18 protein-coding genes are annotated in these 20,231 nt (G+C 58.6%); 9 read left to right on the plus strand and 9 right to left on the minus strand.

Features of this window, described 5'->3' with window-relative positions; genetic code table 11:
• Positions 1 to 163: 163 nt before the first annotated feature.
• From DW195_RS07385 to DW195_RS07400, 4 genes are all read right to left on the minus strand, one after another.
• Entirely contained in the window at positions 164 to 1,216 is a 1,053-nt protein-coding gene (locus DW195_RS07385; RefSeq protein ID WP_118206337.1) for an aldose epimerase family protein, read from the minus strand.
• Positions 1,217 to 1,399: 183 nt separating this feature from the next.
• Positions 1,400 to 2,923, minus strand: a complete 1,524-nt coding sequence (locus tag DW195_RS07390) for a PTS transporter subunit IIC (RefSeq protein ID WP_117716299.1) — start codon at positions 2,921 to 2,923, stop codon at positions 1,400 to 1,402.
• Between the two features lie 121 nt (positions 2,924 to 3,044).
• Complete coding sequence (locus tag DW195_RS07395) at positions 3,045 to 3,350, minus strand: PTS sugar transporter subunit IIB (RefSeq protein ID WP_117716300.1); 306 nt, start codon at positions 3,348 to 3,350, stop codon at positions 3,045 to 3,047.
• A gap of 53 nt (positions 3,351 to 3,403) precedes the next feature.
• A complete protein-coding gene (locus DW195_RS07400) occupies positions 3,404 to 3,895 on the minus strand; it encodes a PTS sugar transporter subunit IIA (RefSeq protein ID WP_117716301.1) in 492 nt (163 codons plus the stop codon).
• 336 nt (positions 3,896 to 4,231) lie between these two features.
• Between DW195_RS07400 and DW195_RS07405 the strand changes: the two genes are divergently transcribed.
• On the plus strand, positions 4,232 to 4,996 hold the full coding sequence (locus DW195_RS07405; protein WP_118206338.1) for a DeoR/GlpR family DNA-binding transcription regulator: 765 nt from the start codon (positions 4,232 to 4,234) through the stop codon (positions 4,994 to 4,996).
• Positions 4,997 to 5,116: 120 nt separating this feature from the next.
• Here DW195_RS07405 and DW195_RS07410 read toward each other — a convergent pair whose 3' ends face one another.
• The 3 genes from DW195_RS07410 to DW195_RS07420 all read right to left on the minus strand — a co-directional run bounded on the left by DW195_RS07410 (position 5,117) and on the right by DW195_RS07420 (position 10,267).
• Positions 5,117 to 6,349, minus strand: a complete 1,233-nt coding sequence (locus DW195_RS07410; RefSeq protein ID WP_118206339.1) for a Fic family protein — start codon at positions 6,347 to 6,349, stop codon at positions 5,117 to 5,119.
• Positions 6,350 to 6,991: 642 nt separating this feature from the next.
• Complete coding sequence (lacG, locus tag DW195_RS07415; protein ID WP_118206340.1) at positions 6,992 to 8,431, minus strand: 6-phospho-beta-galactosidase; 1,440 nt, start codon at positions 8,429 to 8,431, stop codon at positions 6,992 to 6,994.
• A gap of 66 nt (positions 8,432 to 8,497) precedes the next feature.
• Entirely contained in the window at positions 8,498 to 10,267 is a 1,770-nt protein-coding gene (locus tag DW195_RS07420; RefSeq protein ID WP_118206341.1) for a PTS transporter subunit EIIC, read from the minus strand.
• Positions 10,268 to 10,624: 357 nt separating this feature from the next.
• Between DW195_RS07420 and DW195_RS07425 the strand changes: the two genes are divergently transcribed.
• From DW195_RS07425 to DW195_RS07455, 8 genes are all read left to right on the plus strand, one after another.
• The gene (locus tag DW195_RS07425) at positions 10,625 to 11,629 is read left to right on the plus strand and encodes a LacI family DNA-binding transcriptional regulator (RefSeq protein ID WP_118206342.1); all 1,005 of its coding nucleotides are present in this window, start codon (positions 10,625 to 10,627) and stop codon (positions 11,627 to 11,629) included.
• A gap of 214 nt (positions 11,630 to 11,843) precedes the next feature.
• Entirely contained in the window at positions 11,844 to 12,182 is a 339-nt protein-coding gene (locus tag DW195_RS07430; RefSeq protein WP_089572387.1) for a PTS lactose/cellobiose transporter subunit IIA, read from the plus strand.
• A 284-nt stretch (positions 12,183 to 12,466) separates the two neighbouring features.
• Entirely contained in the window at positions 12,467 to 13,480 is a 1,014-nt protein-coding gene (locus DW195_RS07435; RefSeq protein ID WP_118206343.1) for a hypothetical protein, read from the plus strand.
• Between the two features lie 307 nt (positions 13,481 to 13,787).
• Positions 13,788 to 14,216, plus strand: a complete 429-nt coding sequence (gene lacA, locus DW195_RS07440) for a galactose-6-phosphate isomerase subunit LacA (protein ID WP_006234830.1) — start codon at positions 13,788 to 13,790, stop codon at positions 14,214 to 14,216.
• 63 nt (positions 14,217 to 14,279) lie between these two features.
• Positions 14,280 to 14,804: a galactose-6-phosphate isomerase subunit LacB gene (gene lacB / locus DW195_RS07445; RefSeq protein WP_006234831.1), complete on the plus strand. Its 525-nt coding sequence runs from the start codon at positions 14,280 to 14,282 to the stop codon at positions 14,802 to 14,804.
• Between the two features lie 15 nt (positions 14,805 to 14,819).
• Positions 14,820 to 14,957, plus strand: a complete 138-nt coding sequence (locus DW195_RS10420; RefSeq protein WP_158567921.1) for a hypothetical protein — start codon at positions 14,820 to 14,822, stop codon at positions 14,955 to 14,957.
• A gap of 224 nt (positions 14,958 to 15,181) precedes the next feature.
• Positions 15,182 to 16,063, plus strand: coding sequence for an aldose 1-epimerase family protein (locus tag DW195_RS07450; RefSeq protein WP_118206344.1), 882 nt, complete (start codon positions 15,182 to 15,184; stop codon positions 16,061 to 16,063).
• 53 nt (positions 16,064 to 16,116) lie between these two features.
• Positions 16,117 to 17,052, plus strand: a complete 936-nt coding sequence (locus tag DW195_RS07455; protein WP_118206362.1) for a hexose kinase — start codon at positions 16,117 to 16,119, stop codon at positions 17,050 to 17,052.
• A 330-nt stretch (positions 17,053 to 17,382) separates the two neighbouring features.
• Here DW195_RS07455 and DW195_RS07460 read toward each other — a convergent pair whose 3' ends face one another.
• On the minus strand, positions 17,383 to 19,011 hold the full coding sequence (locus DW195_RS07460) for a UDP-glucose--hexose-1-phosphate uridylyltransferase (RefSeq protein WP_118206345.1): 1,629 nt from the start codon (positions 19,009 to 19,011) through the stop codon (positions 17,383 to 17,385).
• Positions 19,002 to 20,207 carry a galactokinase family protein gene (locus DW195_RS07465; protein ID WP_199576341.1) on the minus strand — a complete coding sequence of 402 codons (1,206 nt, stop codon included), beginning with the start codon at positions 20,205 to 20,207 and terminating at the stop codon, positions 19,002 to 19,004. The genes DW195_RS07460 and DW195_RS07465 overlap by 10 nt, the downstream gene beginning before the upstream one ends.
• Positions 20,208 to 20,231: the final 24 nt, after the last annotated feature.

Below are 20,231 nucleotides of genomic sequence, written 5' to 3' on the forward strand. Positions count from 1 at the left end.
CGCGCCGCGCTGGGAAGGGCCGCGTAGCGGTCCAAGAAATCGTCCGCAGTCCCCTGTCCCTAACGACTAGCCGTTTAAGGACGTCCCCAATGACTAGGGATGAAAAACGCCCGTCGGCGGTGGTGCCGGCGGGCGCTGCTGTGCGATATGTTGCGTTATGGGCTTAGTGCCTCATAAAGTGGTACTCGATCACATTGCTGTAGGGGTGACCCGGGCCCACAATGCCCTGCGGGAACAGCGGCTGGTGCGGCGTGTCGGGGTACATCTCTGCCTCGAGGGCAAAGCCGGCGCCCCAGCCATAGTTGGCATCGTCCTTGGCATGCTCGTCGCCCAGCCAATTGCCGGTGTAGAGCTGCACGCCCGGGGCGGTGGTGTAGTAATCCAGCTCACGACCGGTCCACATTTCCTCGACGTGCATCGCGCGGCGCAGATTGCGGCCGTACTGATAGCCGTCGATGCACAGGCAGTGGTCGTAGCCGCGTGCCTGCTTAATCTGCGGATCATCGGCCTCCATGCCGGGTGCAACGGGGCGCAGCTCACGGAAGTCAAACGGCGTGCCCTCGACCGGAGCAATCTCGCCGGTGGGGATGTTCTGCTCGTTGATGGGCAGGTAGTGGGCAGCGTTGGCAACAAAGAAGTGCTCACAGTCCATGCCGGCGTTATGACCGGCAAGGTTAAAGTACGTGTGGTTGGTCATGGACACGTACGTGGCGCGGTCACTCTCGCAACCGTACTCGATGCGGAAGACGCCGGTGCGCGTAACGGTAAACACGGCCGTAAAGATGCGGTTGCCGGGCAGGCCCAGCTCGCCATCCTCAAGCGAGGTGGTCATGCGAACGGCGTTGTGAGTCTCGTCGAGTTCAACGTCCCACACGCGTTTATGCAGGCCGTGCTCAAGGTCGCTGTGAAGGTTGTTGGCGCCCTCGTTGGCGGGCATATGCCAGTCCGTGCTGTCGATGGTGATCGTGGCGCCCGCGGTGCGGTTTGCCACGGGGCCGATGGTTGCGCCAAAGCAGGCGGGGTTGTCAAAGTAATCCTCGAGCTTATCGAAGCCCAGCACCACATCTCGCACGTTGCCGGGAATGTCGGGCACATCGATGCCCAGCACGGTGGCGCCATAGTCCATAATGCGAACGCAGATCTCGGGCCCGTTGAGGGTGTAGCGATGAACGGGGGTACTGCAGGGAGCGGTGCCGAAAAGCTCGGAAGTGATCATTTGGTTCCTAACATCGAGGTATTTCCGACAAACTGTAGCGCGAACAGGAGAGATTATCACTACACCCCACTAAAGCAGGGGGTATTTTTCTCAAAAAAGTGATGATTGTCTTACTGCGGACAAACAAAAAGAAACCCGCCGGGATGCGACGGGTTTCTTCCACAGGGGATATGTGGCAATTGGTTAGGCGTTTGCCTTTGCGGACTCGGCTTCCTTGGCAGCCTTGAGGTCCTCCTCGGTAAACTTGCCGGTGGTGAGCGGCGAGAGGGTGCACTTGTCCTGCTTCGCGTACTCGATGTTACGGGCGATCATCTGCTTGCGATACCAAGCGAAGAGCGCGACGTACACGACGATGGCAACGACAGTGGCGATGATCATGGCCACATCGCCCGTGGTCGCCTTGCCCACGAAGAAGGCCAGGAACTTCTCGACAGGTCCTTCCATGGTGGTCTGAGAGATCAGACCAGTAACGCCATCGGGGAAAGCGCCGACAGTCTTAGCGGTAAAGGTAACGAAATCGGCGACGAGGGTGCCAGCGCCCAGGAAGACGGGCAGCAGGACGGCACCGATAACGACCATGCGGATCACGCGGCCGCGGGTGACGACGAGCAGTGCCGGCGTCAGGCCCATGGCGATGATGCCACCGAGCGGCAGCAGACCGTTCCAAGTGCCAGTCGGGGAGAAGGGGAAGGGAACGTTGGCGAGCAGCAGTGCCTCACCCAGCATGACGGGGGCAAGGATGTTGGCAGCAGCCCAGATCTCGGCGCGGCCGGCGATGAAGGGCCAGTCGAGGCCGACGTTGAGGGTACGGCCCTGGAGCCACTTGCTGTTGTTGGCAAAGTCGGAGATGCCCTGAGACAGCGGCTCGACGGCTGCGATGAACCAAGAACCGATCATCGAGAACAGCTCAAGGCAGGTTGCGGCGGTAAAGGCGAGCGTGCAGATCTGCTGCGGGGTCTGGTGCGAAAGAAGGCCGACGAAGACGCCCAGGTAGATACCAATAGCAAACTTGGAGCCCCAGAAGCCAATCATGTTGTTGAGCTTGGCAGCGTCGAAGTCGTACTTATCGAGGAAGGGGAGCACCTTGTCGATGATCTTGTTGAGCAGCATGGCCAGCGGGTTCATCATGTAGTTCATGTGAGTCGTGGTCATGGGGTTCTCCTCGGGAGCACCCAAAAGATCGTTGAACGTGGGCTTCATAAGGTCGGAGTTCATGATCTTCATAACGCCGACGAAGACGACGAGCAGCGTGGCGACAACAATGTTGGCACCAAAGTAGATGCAGGCAAGGCCGACAAAGGCGAGATGCCAAACGTCAAAGATGTCGACGTCGATGGTGTTGGTCTTGGCGAGCACGATCATCACGATGTTGACGATGACGAGGACCATCAAGAAGTACAGCGTGTAGGGAGAGCCCCAGGTGATGGTGGCCAGCGGTGCCCAGCCCACGTCAGTGACGGTGAGCTGAAGGCCAGTGGACTCAACGAACGTCGTCATGGCGCTCGAGAAGGCCGTCGTCAGAATGTTGATGATGGCGCCGATGCCGGTAATGGCGATGCCGAGCTTAAGACCGCCCTCGAGGGCCTTGGTAAACTTAACTTTGAAGAGTAGGGCAATAACCGTCAAAACGATGGTCATCATAGGGGCTGCGCCAAGGTCGATCAGCGGTTGAAAAACGGCGTTAGCAAACCCGATAACTGCGTCCATGTCTCCCTCTTTCCTAAAAGAGTAATTCCCTTTCCGTATGTTGCCTTAAAAAAGGAAGATGCCGTTCCCGGTCGTCATCTTCCTTAAAGCCAAAGATTGTGCAGAGCGAAGCTGCAAATGATTAGTTGAGACCCTTTTCCTTGATAATGGCCTCAATCTTGTCGTAAACCGGCTTAGCCATAGCAGGCATGCGATAGAGAATCGGGCCGGCGTCGACGATCGGGGTCTTAACCTCAAAGCCAAAGTCGGTCTTGGCGATCTGGGCAAAGATGTCGTACTGAGAGAGCATCTCTTCGTTGACGTCCTTGATCATCACAGCGTCGCAGTGCAGGTTGTAGCCGCGATTCTTGAACTCGGACTCGATGGCGTCCTTGATCTGGTGGCTGGAGTTAACACCGGCGCCACAAGCTGCGAGAACCTTAATCATGATGAATTCCTTTCTCTATGCGGGTTATTCCGCGGATTCCTAAGGGTGGTTGGCTAGTCGGCAGGAAAGTTGTCGACCAAGAACTGGTAGATGGCCTTGGCGTCGGTCATGGAGAACAGCTCCTTGACGCGATCGGTGCCAAGAGCGTTAACGAAGTCCATGATCTTGGCGAGGATGCCCACCTGGGCCTCCTTGTCGTCGTTGAGGATCATAAACAGGAACGAGACGGGGAAGGTCTGCGAGGGGTCGATCATGGAGTGCCACTCGACGGGGGTCGTCAGCTTGACGGGGACGATGCGGCGGGTGTGAACGAACTCGACCTCGGTGTGAGGAACGGCAAAGCTGGGCAACTCGGGGTCGACGACAGACATATCCATGCCGGTGGGGTAGCCCTTTTCGCGCTCGATGATGTTCTCGAGAAAAGCGGGCGCCACATAGTTTTTGAGCGACAGCTTATTGGCGATCTCGGTAAAGACCTCTTCTTGCGTGGTGCGGTCGCAAACAAACACGGTGTCTTCGAAGAACAGATTGCTCTCTGCGGACATGTCTGCAACTCCTTCCGTTCCATGCAGATCGAACATGTTCGAATCTGTTTGTTTAAGTCGCTAAATATTTAAGTCAAAGAGAACTAGTGTGTCAATCTGTTTTCGATTGTTCGGTAAAGTTCAATTTGCTTAATTGAGGCGCATTGGATTGAAATGATTTTAAAAGAGCAGCTATTTGCATCTTTTTTGTCGGTCTCTTGGCGTCAAAATAATTCGTTATTCTGCGTTTGACACCGAGTTTTCTACCGTTCACCGGGAAAAATCGACCGTTTAGGGTGAGTGAGCATAACTGTTCGATTACTATAACTGCCAACAAAATCACTCAAAGGAGTAAAAATGATCAAGGCGGAGCGTCAAGATAGGGTTCGTCAGCTGCTCGAGGAGCAGGGCACGGTCTCGGTTAAAGAGATTTCTGATGCGTTGGGCGTCTCGGATATGACGGTCCGCCGCGATCTTGAGGAGCTTGCGAGCCTAGGCGAGATTGAGCGCGTGCACGGCGGAGCTCGCAGTGCGCAGGGCCGTCCCCACGCTATGCTGCGCCATGAGTACTCGCACAGCGAAAAGCGTACCAAGCATGCCGAGGAAAAGCTGCAGATTGCGCGCCGTGCTGTGGAGCTTATCGAGGAAGGCTCGACCATCTTTTTGGGCACGGGCACCACGGTTGAGCAGATGGCCTCGATGCTGCCGGCGTTTCGCCTGCGCATTGTGACCAATTCGCTTTCGGTGTTTAACCTGCTCGAGGCGCGCGAAGACTGCGACCTGTGCCTCGTGGGCGGCATGTATCGCCGCCGCACCGCCGCCTTTGTGGGTCCCATGGCCGAGGATACCCTGCGCGCGCTGGGAATCGACGCAGCTTATATCGGCGCCAACGGCATTTTGGACGGCGACGTGTCCACGTCCAACATGGAAGAGGGCCGCATCCAGCAGCTCGCCTTTAGCAAGGCCGACTCGCGCTATCTGATTGCCGACTCCAGCAAGATCGGCAAGCGCGACTTCTACACCTTCTGCCGCCTGGACAATTTGGATGCCGTGGTATGCGAGCCGGGTATTGCTGATGGAGATCGCGCCGCCATCGAGGAACACACGCAGGTCATCTGCTAGTTAACGCTGCAGGCGATACGTCTGCCCTCTGCCGGCGCGGGGATTATCGTTTTACAATGACGCGGAAAATGACTCGCAAATAGTTTTGGGCAACAAGGGTGAGGCCATTCTGAGGTATGGCTAGACTTCGTATTTCGCTTTGATATTCCTTGAGAATGAACCGTAGTCTTCGTAGAGTTCGTTTTTGCTTTCATCTTCCGCGCGGTTTATGCGTTCAAGGAGTTTGTCCTTTGGGGACTTTTTTGTAATTTCTGACCTGCCGTCGGGTATTGCGGATTGCAAGAATAATTCCAGGGCGTGGACGTCTTTGAGTATGTAGCCCGTCGAACGACCCGCTCCTGTTTTCTCGATTGCGCTGCAACCAACAAGCTGACTGAGGGTTCGTTTAACGGTTATCTCGCTGATATCGGGGCAGTTGGACTGGATGTCGGATTTCTTGATGACGCCGGGTCTCTGCTGAAATAGAGCAGCTATACGTGCTTGCTTCGACATGGGGTGAGTGCCAGATTCAATCTGGGTGTGCTGCTCGAGCTGTCGGTAGGCCGCCAGGATGGTTCCGAGCATAAAACGGATAAAGGGCACTTCGGTGTTTTGATTTTCATTCCATCCAGTGGAGCTTGCGGCGAGGGCGTTGTAATAAAGCGCTTTATTGTCTTCAATGAGACGTTCGATGCTGATGTAACGCGCAACGTCGTATCCAGTCTTTTCGAGTAGCAGCGTTGTAAGGAGCCGGCTCATCCTGCCATTGCCATCGTTGAAGGGATGAATGCTGACAAAATCGAAGATGAAGCGCAATGATATAAGGAGGGGGTCGCAAACTTGACGAGATAAGGCATCATTGAGGGACCGACAGGCTTCTTCGATAAGTCCGGGGGTTGCCAGGGCCGAAGGCGGCCTAAAGCGCACAAATCGATTGCCTTGATCGTCGATGGAGATGATTTCGTTATCGCTATCTTTCCAATGGCCCCCATACGAGATTGCTGTGTGTGCCATGAGGTCACGATGCAACTGCAAAATGACCGATGGCGTTACGGGAATGAAATCGTGCTGCTCGTGAATAAGCGACAGCGCATCTCGGTATCCAGCGATTTCTTCCTCTGCGCGGGAGCTTGGCTTGGCGGAATACGCCATGATTGCTTTGAGTCTTTTTTGGGTGGTAACAATTCCTTCAAGTCCGTTGGAGGATTGGGTGCTTTGGATCTTAGCTTCCTCCATAAGGGACGATAGAAGCTCGGGTCTGACTTGACCCAGAACAAGCTGACGGCCTTTATGCTCGCGTATCGAGAGGAGAAGGTTGGTGATTGGAGTTGCCTCGAGTTCCGCTGGGACTGTGGCGTAATCAAACTGGCGCATGCTGCTCCGTTCAGTATCACGAACATATTTTCGGTATCATTATAACATTAAATGATACCGAAAATATGTTCGTGATACTGAAAGCAAGGAAAGAGCCGTGCTTCATAGCTGCCTGGAAAGCGCGGATTTGACTATCTAATTGTCTCAATCAGTAACGGTTGGGACCGAAAAACTCGGCTACGTGTTACAGATTGAGATTTTCGGCCCGGCCCATTCCGTTTGTCTCGATCCGTAACAGGTAGGGCCGGAATACTCGGTTACATGTTACAGATCGAGATCTTCAAGTTCGGGCCGCTCGTTTGTCTTGATCTGTAACAGGTAGGACCGAAAATCCCTGCTAGATGTTACAGATTGAGATCTTTCGGCTCGGCTTATTCCGTTTGTCTCGATCTGTAACAGGTGGAGGCGAAATAGCCCGCTAGATGTTACAGATTTAGATTGAGGGAACTGGCCCGCGCGTTCATCTCAATCTGTAACAGTTAGTACCGAAAAACTCGGCTGGATGTTACAGATTGAGACAAACGGATTCTGACTCGCTCAAAAACAAAAAAGCCGGGGGCGGCGCGCCGTGTGACGTGCCGCCCCCGGCTGAGAAATGGGGACAAGTTATGTGAGTGGGGCAATTCTGCTCGTCGCAAGCCACTAGTCCAGACGACGGGTCTGCGCCACGTGCTTGTACCAGTAGGCGCTCGCCTTGGGCGTGCGCTTCTGGGTCTCAAAGTCAACGTAGAAGAAGCCGTAACGCTTGTTGTAGCCATTGGTCCAGGAGAACTGATCCTGCAAGCTCCACAGGAAGTAGCCGCCCACGTTGACGCCTACCTCCATGGCCTTGAGCAACCAGCGCAGGTGCTGCTCGATGTAGTCGATGCGCGGCTGGTCGTCCACAAAACCGTCCTTGTAGGGGTCCTTGTAGCCCATGCCGTTCTCGGTGATGAAGATCTGCTTGTAGTTGGGGTAGCGCTGCTTAATGTAGACGAGCAGATCGAACAGACCCTCGGGATAGATGATCCAGTCCCAGTCGGTGGTGGGGATGCCGGGCTTGTTCACGTGCTCGCCAATGCCCTTGACGCGCCAGCGGCCGGTACCCTTCTCGCCCGTGCCGTTGTGGTGCAGGTCGTTCTCGCCATCGTAAGCCTTGAGGAAGCGGCACTGGTAGTTGTTAACGCCCAGGTAGTCGTTGTAGAGCGCTGCCTCGCGCATGATCTCGAGATCCTCCTCGCGGATCTCGATGGTGCCGCCCGAGACGGCAGCCAGGCGGTTGGCGCACTCGAGGGTGTCGGGGGCATAGTCGCCGCGGAAGGTGGCGTCGAGCAGGAACTGGTTTTGCAGCACGTGCTCGTTGTTGGCGGCCTTGATGTCGGCGGGGTCGTTCTCGTTGAGCGGGTACTTGAACTCCAACGATTGAATGACGCCGATCTTGCCCTTAAAGCCGCCGTTGTGGAAGGCCAGCACAGCCTTGGCGTGGGCGAGCATCATGTTGTGCTCGCACTGGAAGGCCTCGGCCAGGTGCGCCTTGACGCCGCCGGGGAAGGTGCCCTCGATGTAGGTGTTGGAGGCGTCGGCCCAGATCTCGTTAAAGGTGAACCAGTAGGTCACCTGGTCGGCGTACTCCTTAAAGCAGAAGGTGGCAAAGTCCACAAAGGCGTCGATGGTCTCGCGGTTGAGGAAGTCGCCCTTCTCAAAGAGGGGCAGCGGCGTGTCAAAGTGATGCAGCGTGACAAACGGCTCAACGTGGTGCTTGCGGCACTCGGCGAAGAGGTCGTGGTAGAACTGGACACCCTCGGGGTTTATCTCTCCGGTGCCGTTGGGGAAGATACGGCTCCAGGCGATGGAGAGGCGAATACCGTTGATGCCAAACTCCTCGCACAGCTCCAGATCGACGGGGTACTGGTTGTAGAAGTCGGAAGCGGGATCGGGAGAGAAGCGGCCCTGGGCCTCCAAGAAGTCGTCCCAGGCGACCTTGCCCTTACCGTGGGTGCGGGTCTCGCCCTCTACCTGGTAGGCAGCAGTGGCGCCGCCAAAGACAAAGTCCTCGGGGAACTGCGCGGGCGGGTTGGTGACGCTGGCGGGGTTAACGGACATGATGATCCAATCGTTTAAATCGAAGGGCCAGCCGGTCTTGGATAGTCGGCTGGCCCTAAGTGCTACTTACTTGGAGAGCTGCTCGCTCACGAAGGCGAGAGACTTGTCGCCGTTCTGGGAGAGCTCGATGTACTGCTTACCACGGCAGGCGACGCACTTGTTGCCCACACGCTCGCAGTCCTTCTGCAGGTCGGCCAGGTAGCTGGCAGCCTGCGGAGCCAGGACGACCAGGTCAAAGTCGGGAAGCATGTCCACGTGGTTGCCATAGGCATCGGCAGCGGTCTCAAGATCGATGCCGCGCTCCTTGGCGGCCTTGGCCAGCGCGTTGGCGAGCAGGCCCGAGGTGCCGCCGCCCTGGCAGAGCACGAGTACGCGCTTGCCGTTGAGGTCGCTGGCGGCCGTAGCCTCGGTGGCGGCAGCAGCGGGGGCGGCGTCGGTCTTCACGACCTCGGCAGCGGCGCCGGCGGCAACACTCTTGGCGTCGGCCTTACCCTGGAAGGCGTCGTTGAGCTTGGCGGCCTTCTCGGCGTTCTTGGCGGCGAGCTCCTCCTGGGAGATCTCGGCCTCCTCGGCGCACTTCTGGGCGTCATAGGCACGGAAGAACGGGTAGTACAGGGCAAAGTCGACGACCAGGATGATGGCGAGCATCACAAAGGCGAGCGGCTGGAAGCCCAGGCCCATGATGGTGCCGATGGGGCCGGGGACGGTCCAGGGCAGGGTGTACATAAAGCCGTTCATGCCCAAGAAGTCGATAAAGACCTTGAGGATCCAGATGTTGGCGATCGGGGCAAAGACAAACGGGACAAAGAAGACGGGATTGAGCACGATAGGTGCGGCGAACAGCAGCGGCTCGTTGACGGCAAAGCACACGGGGACGATGGCGGCCTTACCGACGGCGCGCATCTCCTGGGACTTGGCCAGGAAGCAGAACATAAAGACCAGGACGAGTGTGGCGCCGGTACCACCCATGCAGACGACGAAGTACTGGGCGCCCTGCGTCAGGACGGCGGTGGCGTGCTGGCCGGCCTGGAACGCAGCCAAGTTGTCGGTCATGTTGGCAACGAGAGCGGCGGCGATGGCGGGCTCGACGATCGAGGGGCCGTGGACGCCGACGAACCAGAAGAGGCTCATGGCACCGTAGATCACAGCGAGACCGATGTAGCCGTCGGCAGCGGTGAACAGGGGCTGGAACACCTGGATGACGCCCTGGGCAAAGCAGAAGCCAAAGGCAGCGCGGAAGACGATGTCAAAGACCCAAAAGACGGTGATGCAGACGGAGAAGGGGATGATGTCCTTAAAGGTCTGCGAGATGTTGGGCGGAACCTGCTCGGGCATCTTGACGGTGATGTTGCGCTTGATAAAGAACTTGTAGATGATACCGGTCACAAACGCAGCGATGAAGGCGGTCAGCAGGCCTTTGGAACCAAGGTAGGTGGTGTTGAAGCCGCTGGCGGCGTCCGTGGCGATCGTGTCGCTCGAAAGGAGCAAGAAGCCGATGATGGCCGCGCACATGCACGAGATAAAGTTGATCTGGTTGCTCTTGGGCAGATCGCGGTTCTGAGCGTCGGCGAAGTGCTTGGCCGTGGTGGCGGCGCAGGCGATGGCCAGGATGCCCATGGAGTAGTTGTAGCACTTCCACAGGGCGTTGTTGATGTCATCGGGCCAGTAGAAACCCCAGATGTTGGGGACCGAGGCTACCAGGCAGAAGATGGACGAGAAGATGATGATGGGGATGACGGAGATAAAGCCGTCGCGAATCGCCTTGAGGTACTTGTTGCGGGCGATCGCGTTGAAAAAGGGCTGGCCTTTTTCGATGGTGGCGATGAGTTGCTCCATGCAAAGCTCCTAAGAGTCGGTGGGTTAGCAACGATGGTAACTTTTGACGTCTGGTTGCCAAAATGTTGACGTTGCCATTTTGCGACACAAAAAAAGATGTGAATCGGTGGCCCCTGTGCCTGTAGACCGTCGATTCCTTGCGTGTAAACGATTGAGCCGCCCGGTGGCTCTGTGTTTGCACAATGGCAACGTTAACATTTGGGCGACAAAAGCCGTTCGGCGAAGCAGAATTGTCGGTGAACGGTAGGTTTTGGGTGGTAAGCGTATTGAGGGGGAGGCGTTGGATATACTTGAAGACGTTTAAAATGACTGCGCAAGATGCCGTCAATGGCATCGTTGACATAGAAAGATCGACCTATGGCCGCTGTTAAAAAATCGGTTTCCGTTAAGGATGTGGCGCGCCTCGCGGGCGTCTCGGAACAGACGGTCTCGCGCACCGTGCACGATTCGCCCAGCGTGCGCCCCGAGACCAAGGAGCGCGTGCGCGCCGCCATGCGCGAGCTTGGCTATCGTCCAAACTTTGCCGGCCGGTCACTGCGCCGCGGCAAGTTCAAGACGGTCGGCGTCGCCATGTTCAACATTACCGGCACCGGCAACCTCGACCGTATGGAGGGTTTTGCCGCCGCCGCCGACAAGCACGGCTATGCCATCACCCTTACTAAAGTAGATGGACACCCCTATACCCTCGAGAGCGCATCGTCGCGCATGAGCGCACTGCCGGTGGACGGCATGGTTGTGATTATGAACCGCATGCCGGCGGACTTTGGCACCTTTGAGCCGCTGCCCGGTATGCAGACGGTGCTCGTTACCATGCTGGAACACCCGCTGTGCTCGACGGTCGATAACGACCAGTTCGATTGCTCGCGCCAGGTTGTCGAGTACTTGCTGGGGCAGGGGCACAAGACCGTGCACTTTATCTCGTGTCCCGAGCGCTCGCTTTCGGGCATGCAGCGCGAGGAGGGCTGGCGCGAGACGCTGCGCGCGCATGGTATTGAGCCGCCGCGATTCATTCGTGGCGATTGGACGGCGCAGAGCGGCTATGCTGCCGGTCAGGCTCTGGCAGACGATCCGACCTGCACGGCCATCTATGCCTCCAACGATGCCATGGCCTACGGCTGCATTCGCGGGCTCGAGTCGCGCGGAAAGCGCGTGCCCGAGGACGTGAGCGTGGTGGGTGTCGATGACAGCCTGGGCGACATCGTGCCCGATCGTCGCCTGACCACGGTGCGCTTTGATAACAAGCGTGTCGGCATGTGGGCGGTCGACAAGATCGCCGGCGCCGAGGGAGTTGCGCCTGGCGTGGAGCACATGCTGTTTCCGGGCGTGCTCGTCGAGGGCGATACGGTGCGCGATGTACGCTAGGGTAAAGACCTGTTTGGGTTGCCGCTAATAGTGTTTGATATTGTTCGGATTGGTTTAAAAACCGTTCACGGGCGAAAAGCAACCGTTCATAGCTCGAAATTGCGTTTTGCGCTGTTCTTTTTTGTTTGAATGTTACTGTTCCTGTCATACACAGCGCAGCGCGTATGCCCGGACGCGATGCTCTCCGTTGGTTCATATGTGAAAGGAACGCAATATGGCAACCAAAGAAGAAATCTCGATGGTTGGATTCGAGATTGTCGCATACGCGGGCGACGCCCAGACTGATCTGCTTGCAGCGCTCGATGCTGCTCGCGAGGGCGATTTTGAGAAGGCCGAGCAGCTGCACAAGGATGCGAGCGATGCACTCATCGGCGCTCACGACACGCAGACCAAGCTGCTGTCGCAGGAGGCCGGCGGCGGCGAGATGGAGATGACCTTCATCATGGCCCATGCTCAGGATACTCTCATGACCACCATGATCCTGGAGAAGCAGACCCGCTTTACCATCGATGCCTATAAGCGCATCGCCGCACTCGAAGCTAAGCTCGCCTAACGAGCCCGCACAACTAAGTCCCCTTCCAAAAACCCTGCCGCTACCCGCGGCAGGGTTTTTCTGTCCTCCTCCAAGTTGCGGTGGAATAGGGACTGAATAGGGGCTGGCGGGCACAAAACAATCCCTATTCCACCGCAACTCATCCCGAGATAGTCATTGGGGACGTTCTTAAATGATTGGTCATTGGGGACAGCCTTGGTGCGCACCGTTGTCCTCCCGTTCGGTTTTTTACTGGGTGGGTATACTTCCATCCGCAATACAGGCCGGAATGAGGAGGTATCCAAATGCCGGACAACGGATCGATTCAAAAGAGAGATGCGCATGAGATGGCTCATGGGCGTCCTGTCCAGATAACCGAGCACACGACGGTAACCGAGCTGCAGCCCAGCCTGTCCGATGTCGTGTGCGCAAACAAAAAGCTGCAGATTGGCTTTATCGTTGCGCTCGTGGTGCTGGCGTTGCTGTCGGGATTTGTCGCACGCCCACATTTTGCCGATACCAAGACTTGGGACTCCACCATCGAGGTCATCGACCAAAAGAAAGGCAACGTACTGGCGCTCACGACCTCGTGCGTGGCGCTGTCTGCGGGCATTACCGCGCTGCCTGGAGATACGGGAACGCCGGTTGCCGAGCAGCTCGCACAGCTTTCGGGTAACTTGGGCATCGTGCTCGCCGTGCTCTACCTCGAGAAATATTTGCTCACGATTTTGTGGTCGGTTGGCTTGGGCATCTTAATCCCGTTTGCGTTGGTGCTCTTTGCGGTGTCGCTCGGCATTCACGGGCGCTGGAGCACGAGCGCCGTCCTGCGCCGCGTGGCGACTCGCGTGCTGGTGGTCGCCATGATCGGCATGGCGCTTGTGCCCGCGAGCGTATGGGTGTCGCAGAAGGTCGACGAAACGTATCGAGTGAGCATCGAGACGAGCGAGCAAAAGGCGGCCGACGCTGCGAGTGCGGCAGATAGCGATAGCTCCAAAACGAGCAAGAAAAAGACCGAAACCGCAGAGTCCAAGAACGTGCTTGAGCAGCTTGCCGACGGCGCCTCGGGTCTCGTCACATCGGTGACCAGCGGTGCCAAGCAGATGACCGATGGAATTGTGCAGCAGGTGACCGATCTGATCGAAGGTGTCATCGTGATGATCGTGACCTCGTGCGTGATTCCACTGTTGGTGCTCGCGGCGTTTTTGTGGCTGGGGCACGTGCTACTGGGGATTGATACTTCCGGCCCGGCGAACTATTTGACGGGTCGCTTTCTGAGCGCTCCGTCCAAACATGCCAAGAAGAGCGGACGGTCTGAGTAGCTAAAACAGCTGTATATACCGGGGAATACCGCCGAAGGGCGGCCGAGACACGTTCTCGGCCGCCCTTTTGTTTGTTGAACACGTGGTCGCTACGTCCGCGCCCGGTCCAAACGGTCAGCAATCATCTGTGAATGGTATTTGTTCAAAAAAGAACAAAGATAAACAAATAGTTGTTGCAGTCGATGTTCGAATGTGTTCAAATAAACATGAACAGTGAAGAACCGCACATTCAGATGCCCGGACCTGAACGCGATTCAACACTTCCAAACAGAAACTACGCACCTGCGTATCTCTCAAGGAGGATGTCATGAGGGTTGTAATCGCTTCCGATGCCGACGGTATGTCGATGAAGGAGTCCATCAAGGAGATGCTCATCGCCGACGGTCACGAGGTCGTCGACTATTCCGAGACCCCTGCCGCGGACTTTGTCGATTCCGCGACCGCCGTTGCCAAGGACCTGCTGGAGCACAAGGATTCCCAGGGCTTCGCATTCGATAAGTACGGCGTCGGCTCCTATATGGCCGCCGTCAAGATCAAGGGCATGGTCGTCGCCAACATTTCCGACGAGCGTTCCGCCTACATGACCCGCGAGCACAACGGCTCGCGCATGGTCACCATGGGCCCGGGCGTTGTGGGCACCGAGGTCGCCAAGAAGATCGCCCGCGAGTTCCTGCGCGCCCAGTACGCCGGCGGCCGTCACCAGATCCGTGTCGACATGCTCAACAAGATGGCCTAACGAGAGCCACCGAGAACTCGAACTTCTACCTCAACTTGTGAATTCAGACGAAAGGACGTTCTGATGAAGAAGACCATCGCAATCGGTTGCGACCATATCGTTACGGACGAGAAGATCTATCTGGCCGACCGCCTGGAGCAGGCTGGCTACAAGGTGCTCGACTGCGGCACCTACAGCCACACCCGTACGCACTATCCCATCTACGGCAAGGCCGTGGGCGAGGCTGTTGCCAGCGGCAAGGCCGACTTTGGCGTGGCCCTGTGCGGTACCGGCATCGGCATCACCAACGCCGTCAACAAGGTTCCCGGCGCCCGTTGCGCCCTGGTCCGCGACATGACCTCTGCCCTGTATGCCCGTCGCGAGCTCAACGCAAACATCGTGGGCTTTGGCGGCAAGATCACCGGCGAGTTCCTGATGGCCGATATCATGCTTGCCTTCCTGGAGGAGCCCTACGAGAAGACTCCCGAGCACGATGCTCTGATCGCCAAGATCGATGCCTGCAACAAGGCCGACGCCGAGGCTCAGGCTGACCCGCACTTCTTTGACGAGTTCCTCGAGAAGTGGGACCGCGGCGAGTATCACGACTAAGGAGGTTACGCGGTTTTGCCAAACCGCGTAACGGGTCGACGCTGCGCGGCGCTCAGGCACCCCATCTCGCTGCTCAAACCGTCGCTCGCGTACATGAAGTACGCGTCGCTCCTCTTTCGCGGCGACCTGGGGCACCTGAGCGCCGCTCGCTGACGTTGAGGGTGCCTGTGGGGTTGCCCCTGTTGTTGCGAAGCTTTCTGGTACAGCTAGCTGCTCCGATAACACGTTTGCTTGCTTGGCTTGAGTGCTTCGTTTTGGCGGTCCCTGGCATTCTGCAGCTTTTCAATTGACGGCTCGCGTTTCTGTGAGGGGGCGCGGGCCGGTTTTCTATCAGCCCCACTGACTCGGCGGGCTGGCGTACGAAAGGGAAGGCTCCTATGGAGTTTGTTCTTGATAACGGTTCTGTTCGCGTGGCACTGAGCACGGCTGGCGGATCGTTCACTTCGATTAAAGCCAACGGTCGCGAGTACCTGTGGCAGGGCGATCCGGCGGTGTGGTCGGGCCAGGCACCTATTTGCTTTCCGATCTGCGGCGGCCTTCGTGACGGCCGCGCGATGACTATGGGCGGCCGTGAGGTCAAGCTTGCCCGCCACGGCTTTGCCCGCAAGCAGGAGTGGAAGCTCGAGGAACAGAGCGACAACATGGTTGCGCTGAGCCTAAGCTCTGCCGACCATGCCGAGTTGCTCGAGCAGTACCCATATCCGTTTAAGATCGTTGCGCGCTACACGATCGATGCGGCTAAGGTGGCCGTTTCGTACGAGGTGACCAACGAGGGGACCGAGGACATGCCGTTCTTTGTGGGCGGTCACCCCGGCTTTAAGTGCCCACTCGATGAGGACGAGTCCTACGACGATTACGAGCTTCGTTTTGATCAGCGTGAGGCCGCCGAGCTCTGTACTGCCGTTCCCTCGACAGGCCTGATTGATGTTGAGCATCGCAGCAAGAACCCGATGGTCGGCCACGACCTGCCGCTGACTCACGAGCTCTTCGACTTTGCCGAGACCATCTTTGACGTGCTCGAGAGCCGCGTGGTCACGCTGACCATGAAGACCGAGGACAAGGGCGTGCGCCTGACGTTCCCTGATATGCCGTACCTGATTGTGTGGAGCAAGCCCGAGGGCGACTTTGTGGCCGTGGAACCGTGGGGCGGCCTGTCCACCTGCTCCGACGAGGACGATATTCTGGAGCACAAGCGTGGCTGCCTGGTGGCTAAGCCGGGGGAGACCATCGTCCGCGGCTTTGAGATCGAGATCCTTTAACGAGCTATCGTATGTTTGGGGCGGCGCACGCCGTCCCGGAACAGGAGTTCAACATGATTCTGACCGTTACCATGAACCCGTCGATTGATACGCGCTATCAGCTCGACAAGCTGATCATCGACGACGTTAACCGCGTGACGCCCGAAAAGACCGCTGGCGGCAAGGGCCTCAACGTGAGTCGTGTGCTGCTGCAGCTGGGCGACGACGTGCTCGCGACCGGTCTGCTCGGCGGCCACATGGGCGCCTATATGGCCGAGCTTATGGATGCCGACGGCGTCAAGAACGACTTTGTACCCATCGCCGGTGAGACGCGCATTTGCCTGAATATTCTGCACGAGGGTAATCAGACCGAGCTGCTGGAGAGCGGCCCGCAGATCGCCTCAGCCGAGCTCGAGGCCTTTACGGCCAAGTTCGCCGAGCTTGCAGCGAAGGCGGACGTTGTGACGCTTTCGGGCTCGCTGCCGCGTGGTGTCGATGCCGGCTACTATGCCGAGCTCGTCAAGATCGCCGAGGAGGCGGGCGCCAAGGTGCTGCTCGACACCTCGGGTGCATCGCTGGAGGCTGCGCTGGAGTCCGACGCTAAGCCTGAGCTCGTAAAACCCAACCTGACCGAGATTAACGGCCTGCTGGGTACGTCCTTTACGACCGATGATGTCGATGCCCTGCGCGAGGCGCTTGCCGCCGATGACCGTTTTGCCGGTATCCCCTGGGTTGTCGTTTCGATGGGCGCTGCCGGTTCGGTGGGCTTCCATGAGGGTCGCGCATTCCGCGCCAAGACGCCCGCGATTGCGGCTGTGAACGCGACGGGTTCCGGCGACTCGACCATCGCCGGCTTTGCGCATGCCATTGCTGCTGGTGCCGACGACGTCACGGTGCTCAAGACTGCCAATACCTGCGGCAAGCTCAACGCCATGGACCCCAAGACCGGCCACCTGGTCATGGACCGCTGGGACGAGATCTACAACAACGTTGAGGTCGTAGAGTTGTAGGGTTACGCGGTTTTACCAAACCGCGTAATGGCTCGACGCTGCAAACGCCCCTAAGCGGCAATCTGACGTTCAATCGTCGGGCATGACCAAAAGGTCAATGCCCTCCTCTTTCACGTCACCTTGCTCGCTTAGGGGCGTTTTCGCTGACAATGCCAAGACATCGACGTTGCCTTGGTCGCAAGTAGTCGTTGGGGACGTTCTTGTTTGACTAGTCATTTAAGAACGTCCCCAATGACTAGCCAATAAAACGGCGCCCGCCGGCGATGTTGCCGGCGGGCGCCGTTGTCTTGAAGACGAAATGATTCGTTTCCCTCTGTCCCCAAGGGATCATTACAGTGAGTCGATAAAGCGCTGCTGGGCGGCGCGGCCGGCTTCGTCCCACTTAAAGACGCCGGCGTTGTCGAGCACGTGGCCAAACACCACGCCGACCTCCTCGTGCAGGATGTCGATGGCGTTGTCCGCCGTAAGCTCGTCGGCGCGGCGGGCATAGACGTCCTCGGCCCACGCGGCATGGCTGCGGCAAAGGTCGTCGCCCTCGAGCGCACTGGCAAGGTCGTAGCTGGTATCGGCTTTGGCTGCCAGCAGGTGCTCGCGGACAGCGCCGAGCTCGGGAACCAGGCGCGGCGGAAGAATAGCCAGGCCCATAACCTCGATCAGGCCGATGTTCTCCTTCTTAATGTGGTGATACTCGGCATGCGGGTGGAAAACGCCCAGCGGATGCTCGTCGGTCGTGATATTGCAGCGAAGCGCCAGGTAGGCCTCGTAAATCTCGCCGCCGGCGTTGCCGCGGGAGTCGACGCGGCGGATGACGGGCGTCACGGTGTTGTGCGCTACGCCGTCGGCCGTGTGCGCGATAACGCCCGCAGACTCGTCGGTCCACTCGCGCCAGGCGAGGATAATCTTCTCGGCAGCGTCGAGCAGCTGAGCGCGGTCATGCGAGCGCAGGCGCAGCACCGAGAGCGGCCACTGCAGCACAGTGCCGGTGACCTGGTCAAAACCGGGCACGCTAAACTGCGAGACCTCGGCGGCATGCATCATGGGGAACTCGTGCGCGCCGCCCTGGAAGTGGTCGTGCGACAGAATCGAGCCGCCCACGATAGGCAGGTCGGCGTTGGAGCCGATGAAGTAATGCGGGAACAGGTCCACAAAGTCGAACAGGCAGGTCAGGCCCTTGCGGTCGACGTGCATCGGACGATGCTCGGAGCTCATGGCAATGCAATGCTCGTTAAAGTACGCGTACGGGCTGTACTGGAAGCCCCAGCGCTCGCCGTTGAGCTGGATGGGGATAATGCGCAGGTTCTGGCGAGCGGGGTGAGCGCCGCCGTCGGCTGCGGCGGAGCGTCCCGGGTAGCCCTCGTTTTCGATGCAGAGCTGGCAGGCGGGATACTTCTTGCCCGTGTTCTTTGCGGCACCAGCCGCGGCGATATCGCGTGGGTCCTTCTCAGGCTTGGAGAGGTTGATGGTGATCTCAAGATCGCCCCAGTTGGTGGGGGTGCTCCATTTGATGTTGCGCGCGATGGCGGCACGGCGCACGTAGCCGGCGTCGCAGCACAGGCCGTAGAACCAGTCGGTCGCGGCGCGGGGCTCGTTGACGCCCATGCGGCCGTTGAACTCCTCGTTTACAACCGAAGGCCTCGGCATGAGCGCGCCCATGATGCGCATGGCGATGCGGTCGCGGCCCGACGCCGTGTCCTCGGCGGCACCGTTGGCAACGGCCGCCTCGGCAAGCGCAGCAAGCGTGCCTTCAAGGTCAAAGTCGGGCAGGGTATCGGGGTGCAAGAGCGAGAGTTTCTCAACCTGGAGCGCCCAGGCCATATCGAGTGCGGGACCCGTGGCGCCGATGCACTCCAAAATGGTGTTGTATGCCCAGATCCGGTCGTCCTGGCCGATCATCGATCGGTGGATGGCGTACTCGATCAGGTTCTGCGCGGCCTCTCGCACGTCAGTAATTACAGCCATGCCGCGTAAGCCCCCTTGTCAGAGATGGCGTAGTGACGGGCAGAGCCCTCGCCCAGCCAGCCGTTCATCTTGGCAATGAAGGTGTCGACCAGATCGAGCGGCACGAAGGCCTGGATGGTGCCACCAAAGCCGCCACCGTGGATACGGACGGCGCCGCGGCCGTCGAGCACGTGCTCGGCCAGCGCCAGGGCATACATGGAAGGCTGCTCGGAACCCAGCTTGGCAACAACATTCTGCAGGTACATGGCGGAGCTGGCGCCGGACTCGCGCGTCAGGACCAGGAACTGGTCAATGTCGCCAGCGTTCAGGGCTGCCCAGCGCTTGTCGACCAGGCCGTTCTCGTACCAGTAGTGAACGGCACGCAGGCAAGCGCGGTCGCCCAGCTTGGCGCGCAGCTCGGGGAGCTTGGCGTCAAAGTCGGCAACGTTGACCTCGCACAGGCGTGCCTTGCCAAACTCGGCGGCGACGTCCTGCATCTCGCGCGGAACGGCGGCGTAGTCGTCGGTAGCCGCCACATGGTCGGCGCCAACCTTAACGAGCACGAGCGCATAGCCGTGATCCTCAAAGTTGAGCTCGAGCTTCTGGGTCTTAGGCTGAGCCTGATCCTCAAAGTCCATGTAGGCGAGGCCGCCCAGGCACACAGCCGCCTGATCCATAAGACCGCAGGGCTTGCCGTAATAGTTGTTCTCGGTGCGCTGGCTCATCTGGGCGAGCGCGACGGGCTCAATGGCGGGCGCGCCCCAGAGCGTCTCCATGGCGCGGCCGTAAGCCGCCTCGACAGCGGCGGAGCTAGAAAGGCCGCCACCCGAGGGGACGGAGCAGGTAAAGGCAAAGTCGAAGCCCTGGGGCTCAACGCCCAGAGCAGCGATTTCGTGGGCCATACCGCGCACGAGGCTTGCGGACGTGCCCTTCTCGGACTCTTGAATATCCAGCGTGTCGAGCGTGATCTCAAACGTAGGATAGCCCTCGTCGGCGACGCGAACCTTGTTGGAATCGGTTGCCACGGCGATGCCGTCAACAGCGACATCGAGCGAGCCGGCGATAACGTGACCGCCCTCGTGATCGGTGTGGTTGCCGCTGATCTCGGAACGGCCGGGCGCGTGCACATAGAGCACCTGGCGATCGCCGATGGGGCCAAACTCCTCCTCAAACAGCTTGGTGAGCGTGGCGAGTGTCTTTTTGTCGGGGGTGGTCATGAGGGTCCTTTCCTTGGCGCATAC

The sequence above is a fragment of the Collinsella sp. AM17-1 genome, from assembly GCF_003470665.1.
Taxonomy (GTDB): domain Bacteria; phylum Actinomycetota; class Coriobacteriia; order Coriobacteriales; family Coriobacteriaceae; genus Collinsella.

Bases quoted from the DNA above. Each gene is read 5' to 3' on its own strand.
- DW195_RS07385 (WP_118206337.1), bottom strand. From the start codon at position 1,216: ATGATCACTTCCGAGCTTTTCGGCACCGCTCCCTGCAGTACCCCCGTT.
- DW195_RS07390 (WP_117716299.1), bottom strand. From the start codon at position 2,923: ATGGACGCAGTTATCGGGTTTGCTAACGCCGTTTTTCAACCGCTGATC.
- DW195_RS07395 (WP_117716300.1), bottom strand. From the start codon at position 3,350: ATGATTAAGGTTCTCGCAGCTTGTGGCGCCGGTGTTAACTCCAGCCAC.
- DW195_RS07400 (WP_117716301.1), bottom strand. From the start codon at position 3,895: ATGTCCGCAGAGAGCAATCTGTTCTTCGAAGACACCGTGTTTGTTTGC.
- DW195_RS07405 (WP_118206338.1), top strand. From the start codon at position 4,232: ATGATCAAGGCGGAGCGTCAAGATAGGGTTCGTCAGCTGCTCGAGGAG.
- DW195_RS07410 (WP_118206339.1), bottom strand. From the start codon at position 6,349: ATGCGCCAGTTTGATTACGCCACAGTCCCAGCGGAACTCGAGGCAACT.
- lacG (WP_118206340.1), bottom strand. From the start codon at position 8,431: ATGTCCGTTAACCCCGCCAGCGTCACCAACCCGCCCGCGCAGTTCCCC.
- DW195_RS07420 (WP_118206341.1), bottom strand. From the start codon at position 10,267: ATGGAGCAACTCATCGCCACCATCGAAAAAGGCCAGCCCTTTTTCAAC.
- DW195_RS07425 (WP_118206342.1), top strand. From the start codon at position 10,625: ATGGCCGCTGTTAAAAAATCGGTTTCCGTTAAGGATGTGGCGCGCCTC.
- DW195_RS07430 (WP_089572387.1), top strand. From the start codon at position 11,844: ATGGCAACCAAAGAAGAAATCTCGATGGTTGGATTCGAGATTGTCGCA.
- DW195_RS07435 (WP_118206343.1), top strand. From the start codon at position 12,467: ATGCCGGACAACGGATCGATTCAAAAGAGAGATGCGCATGAGATGGCT.
- lacA (WP_006234830.1), top strand. From the start codon at position 13,788: ATGAGGGTTGTAATCGCTTCCGATGCCGACGGTATGTCGATGAAGGAG.
- lacB (WP_006234831.1), top strand. From the start codon at position 14,280: ATGAAGAAGACCATCGCAATCGGTTGCGACCATATCGTTACGGACGAG.
- DW195_RS07450 (WP_118206344.1), top strand. From the start codon at position 15,182: ATGGAGTTTGTTCTTGATAACGGTTCTGTTCGCGTGGCACTGAGCACG.
- DW195_RS07455 (WP_118206362.1), top strand. From the start codon at position 16,117: ATGATTCTGACCGTTACCATGAACCCGTCGATTGATACGCGCTATCAG.
- DW195_RS07460 (WP_118206345.1), bottom strand. From the start codon at position 19,011: ATGGCTGTAATTACTGACGTGCGAGAGGCCGCGCAGAACCTGATCGAG.
- DW195_RS07465 (WP_199576341.1), bottom strand. From the start codon at position 20,207: ATGACCACCCCCGACAAAAAGACACTCGCCACGCTCACCAAGCTGTTT.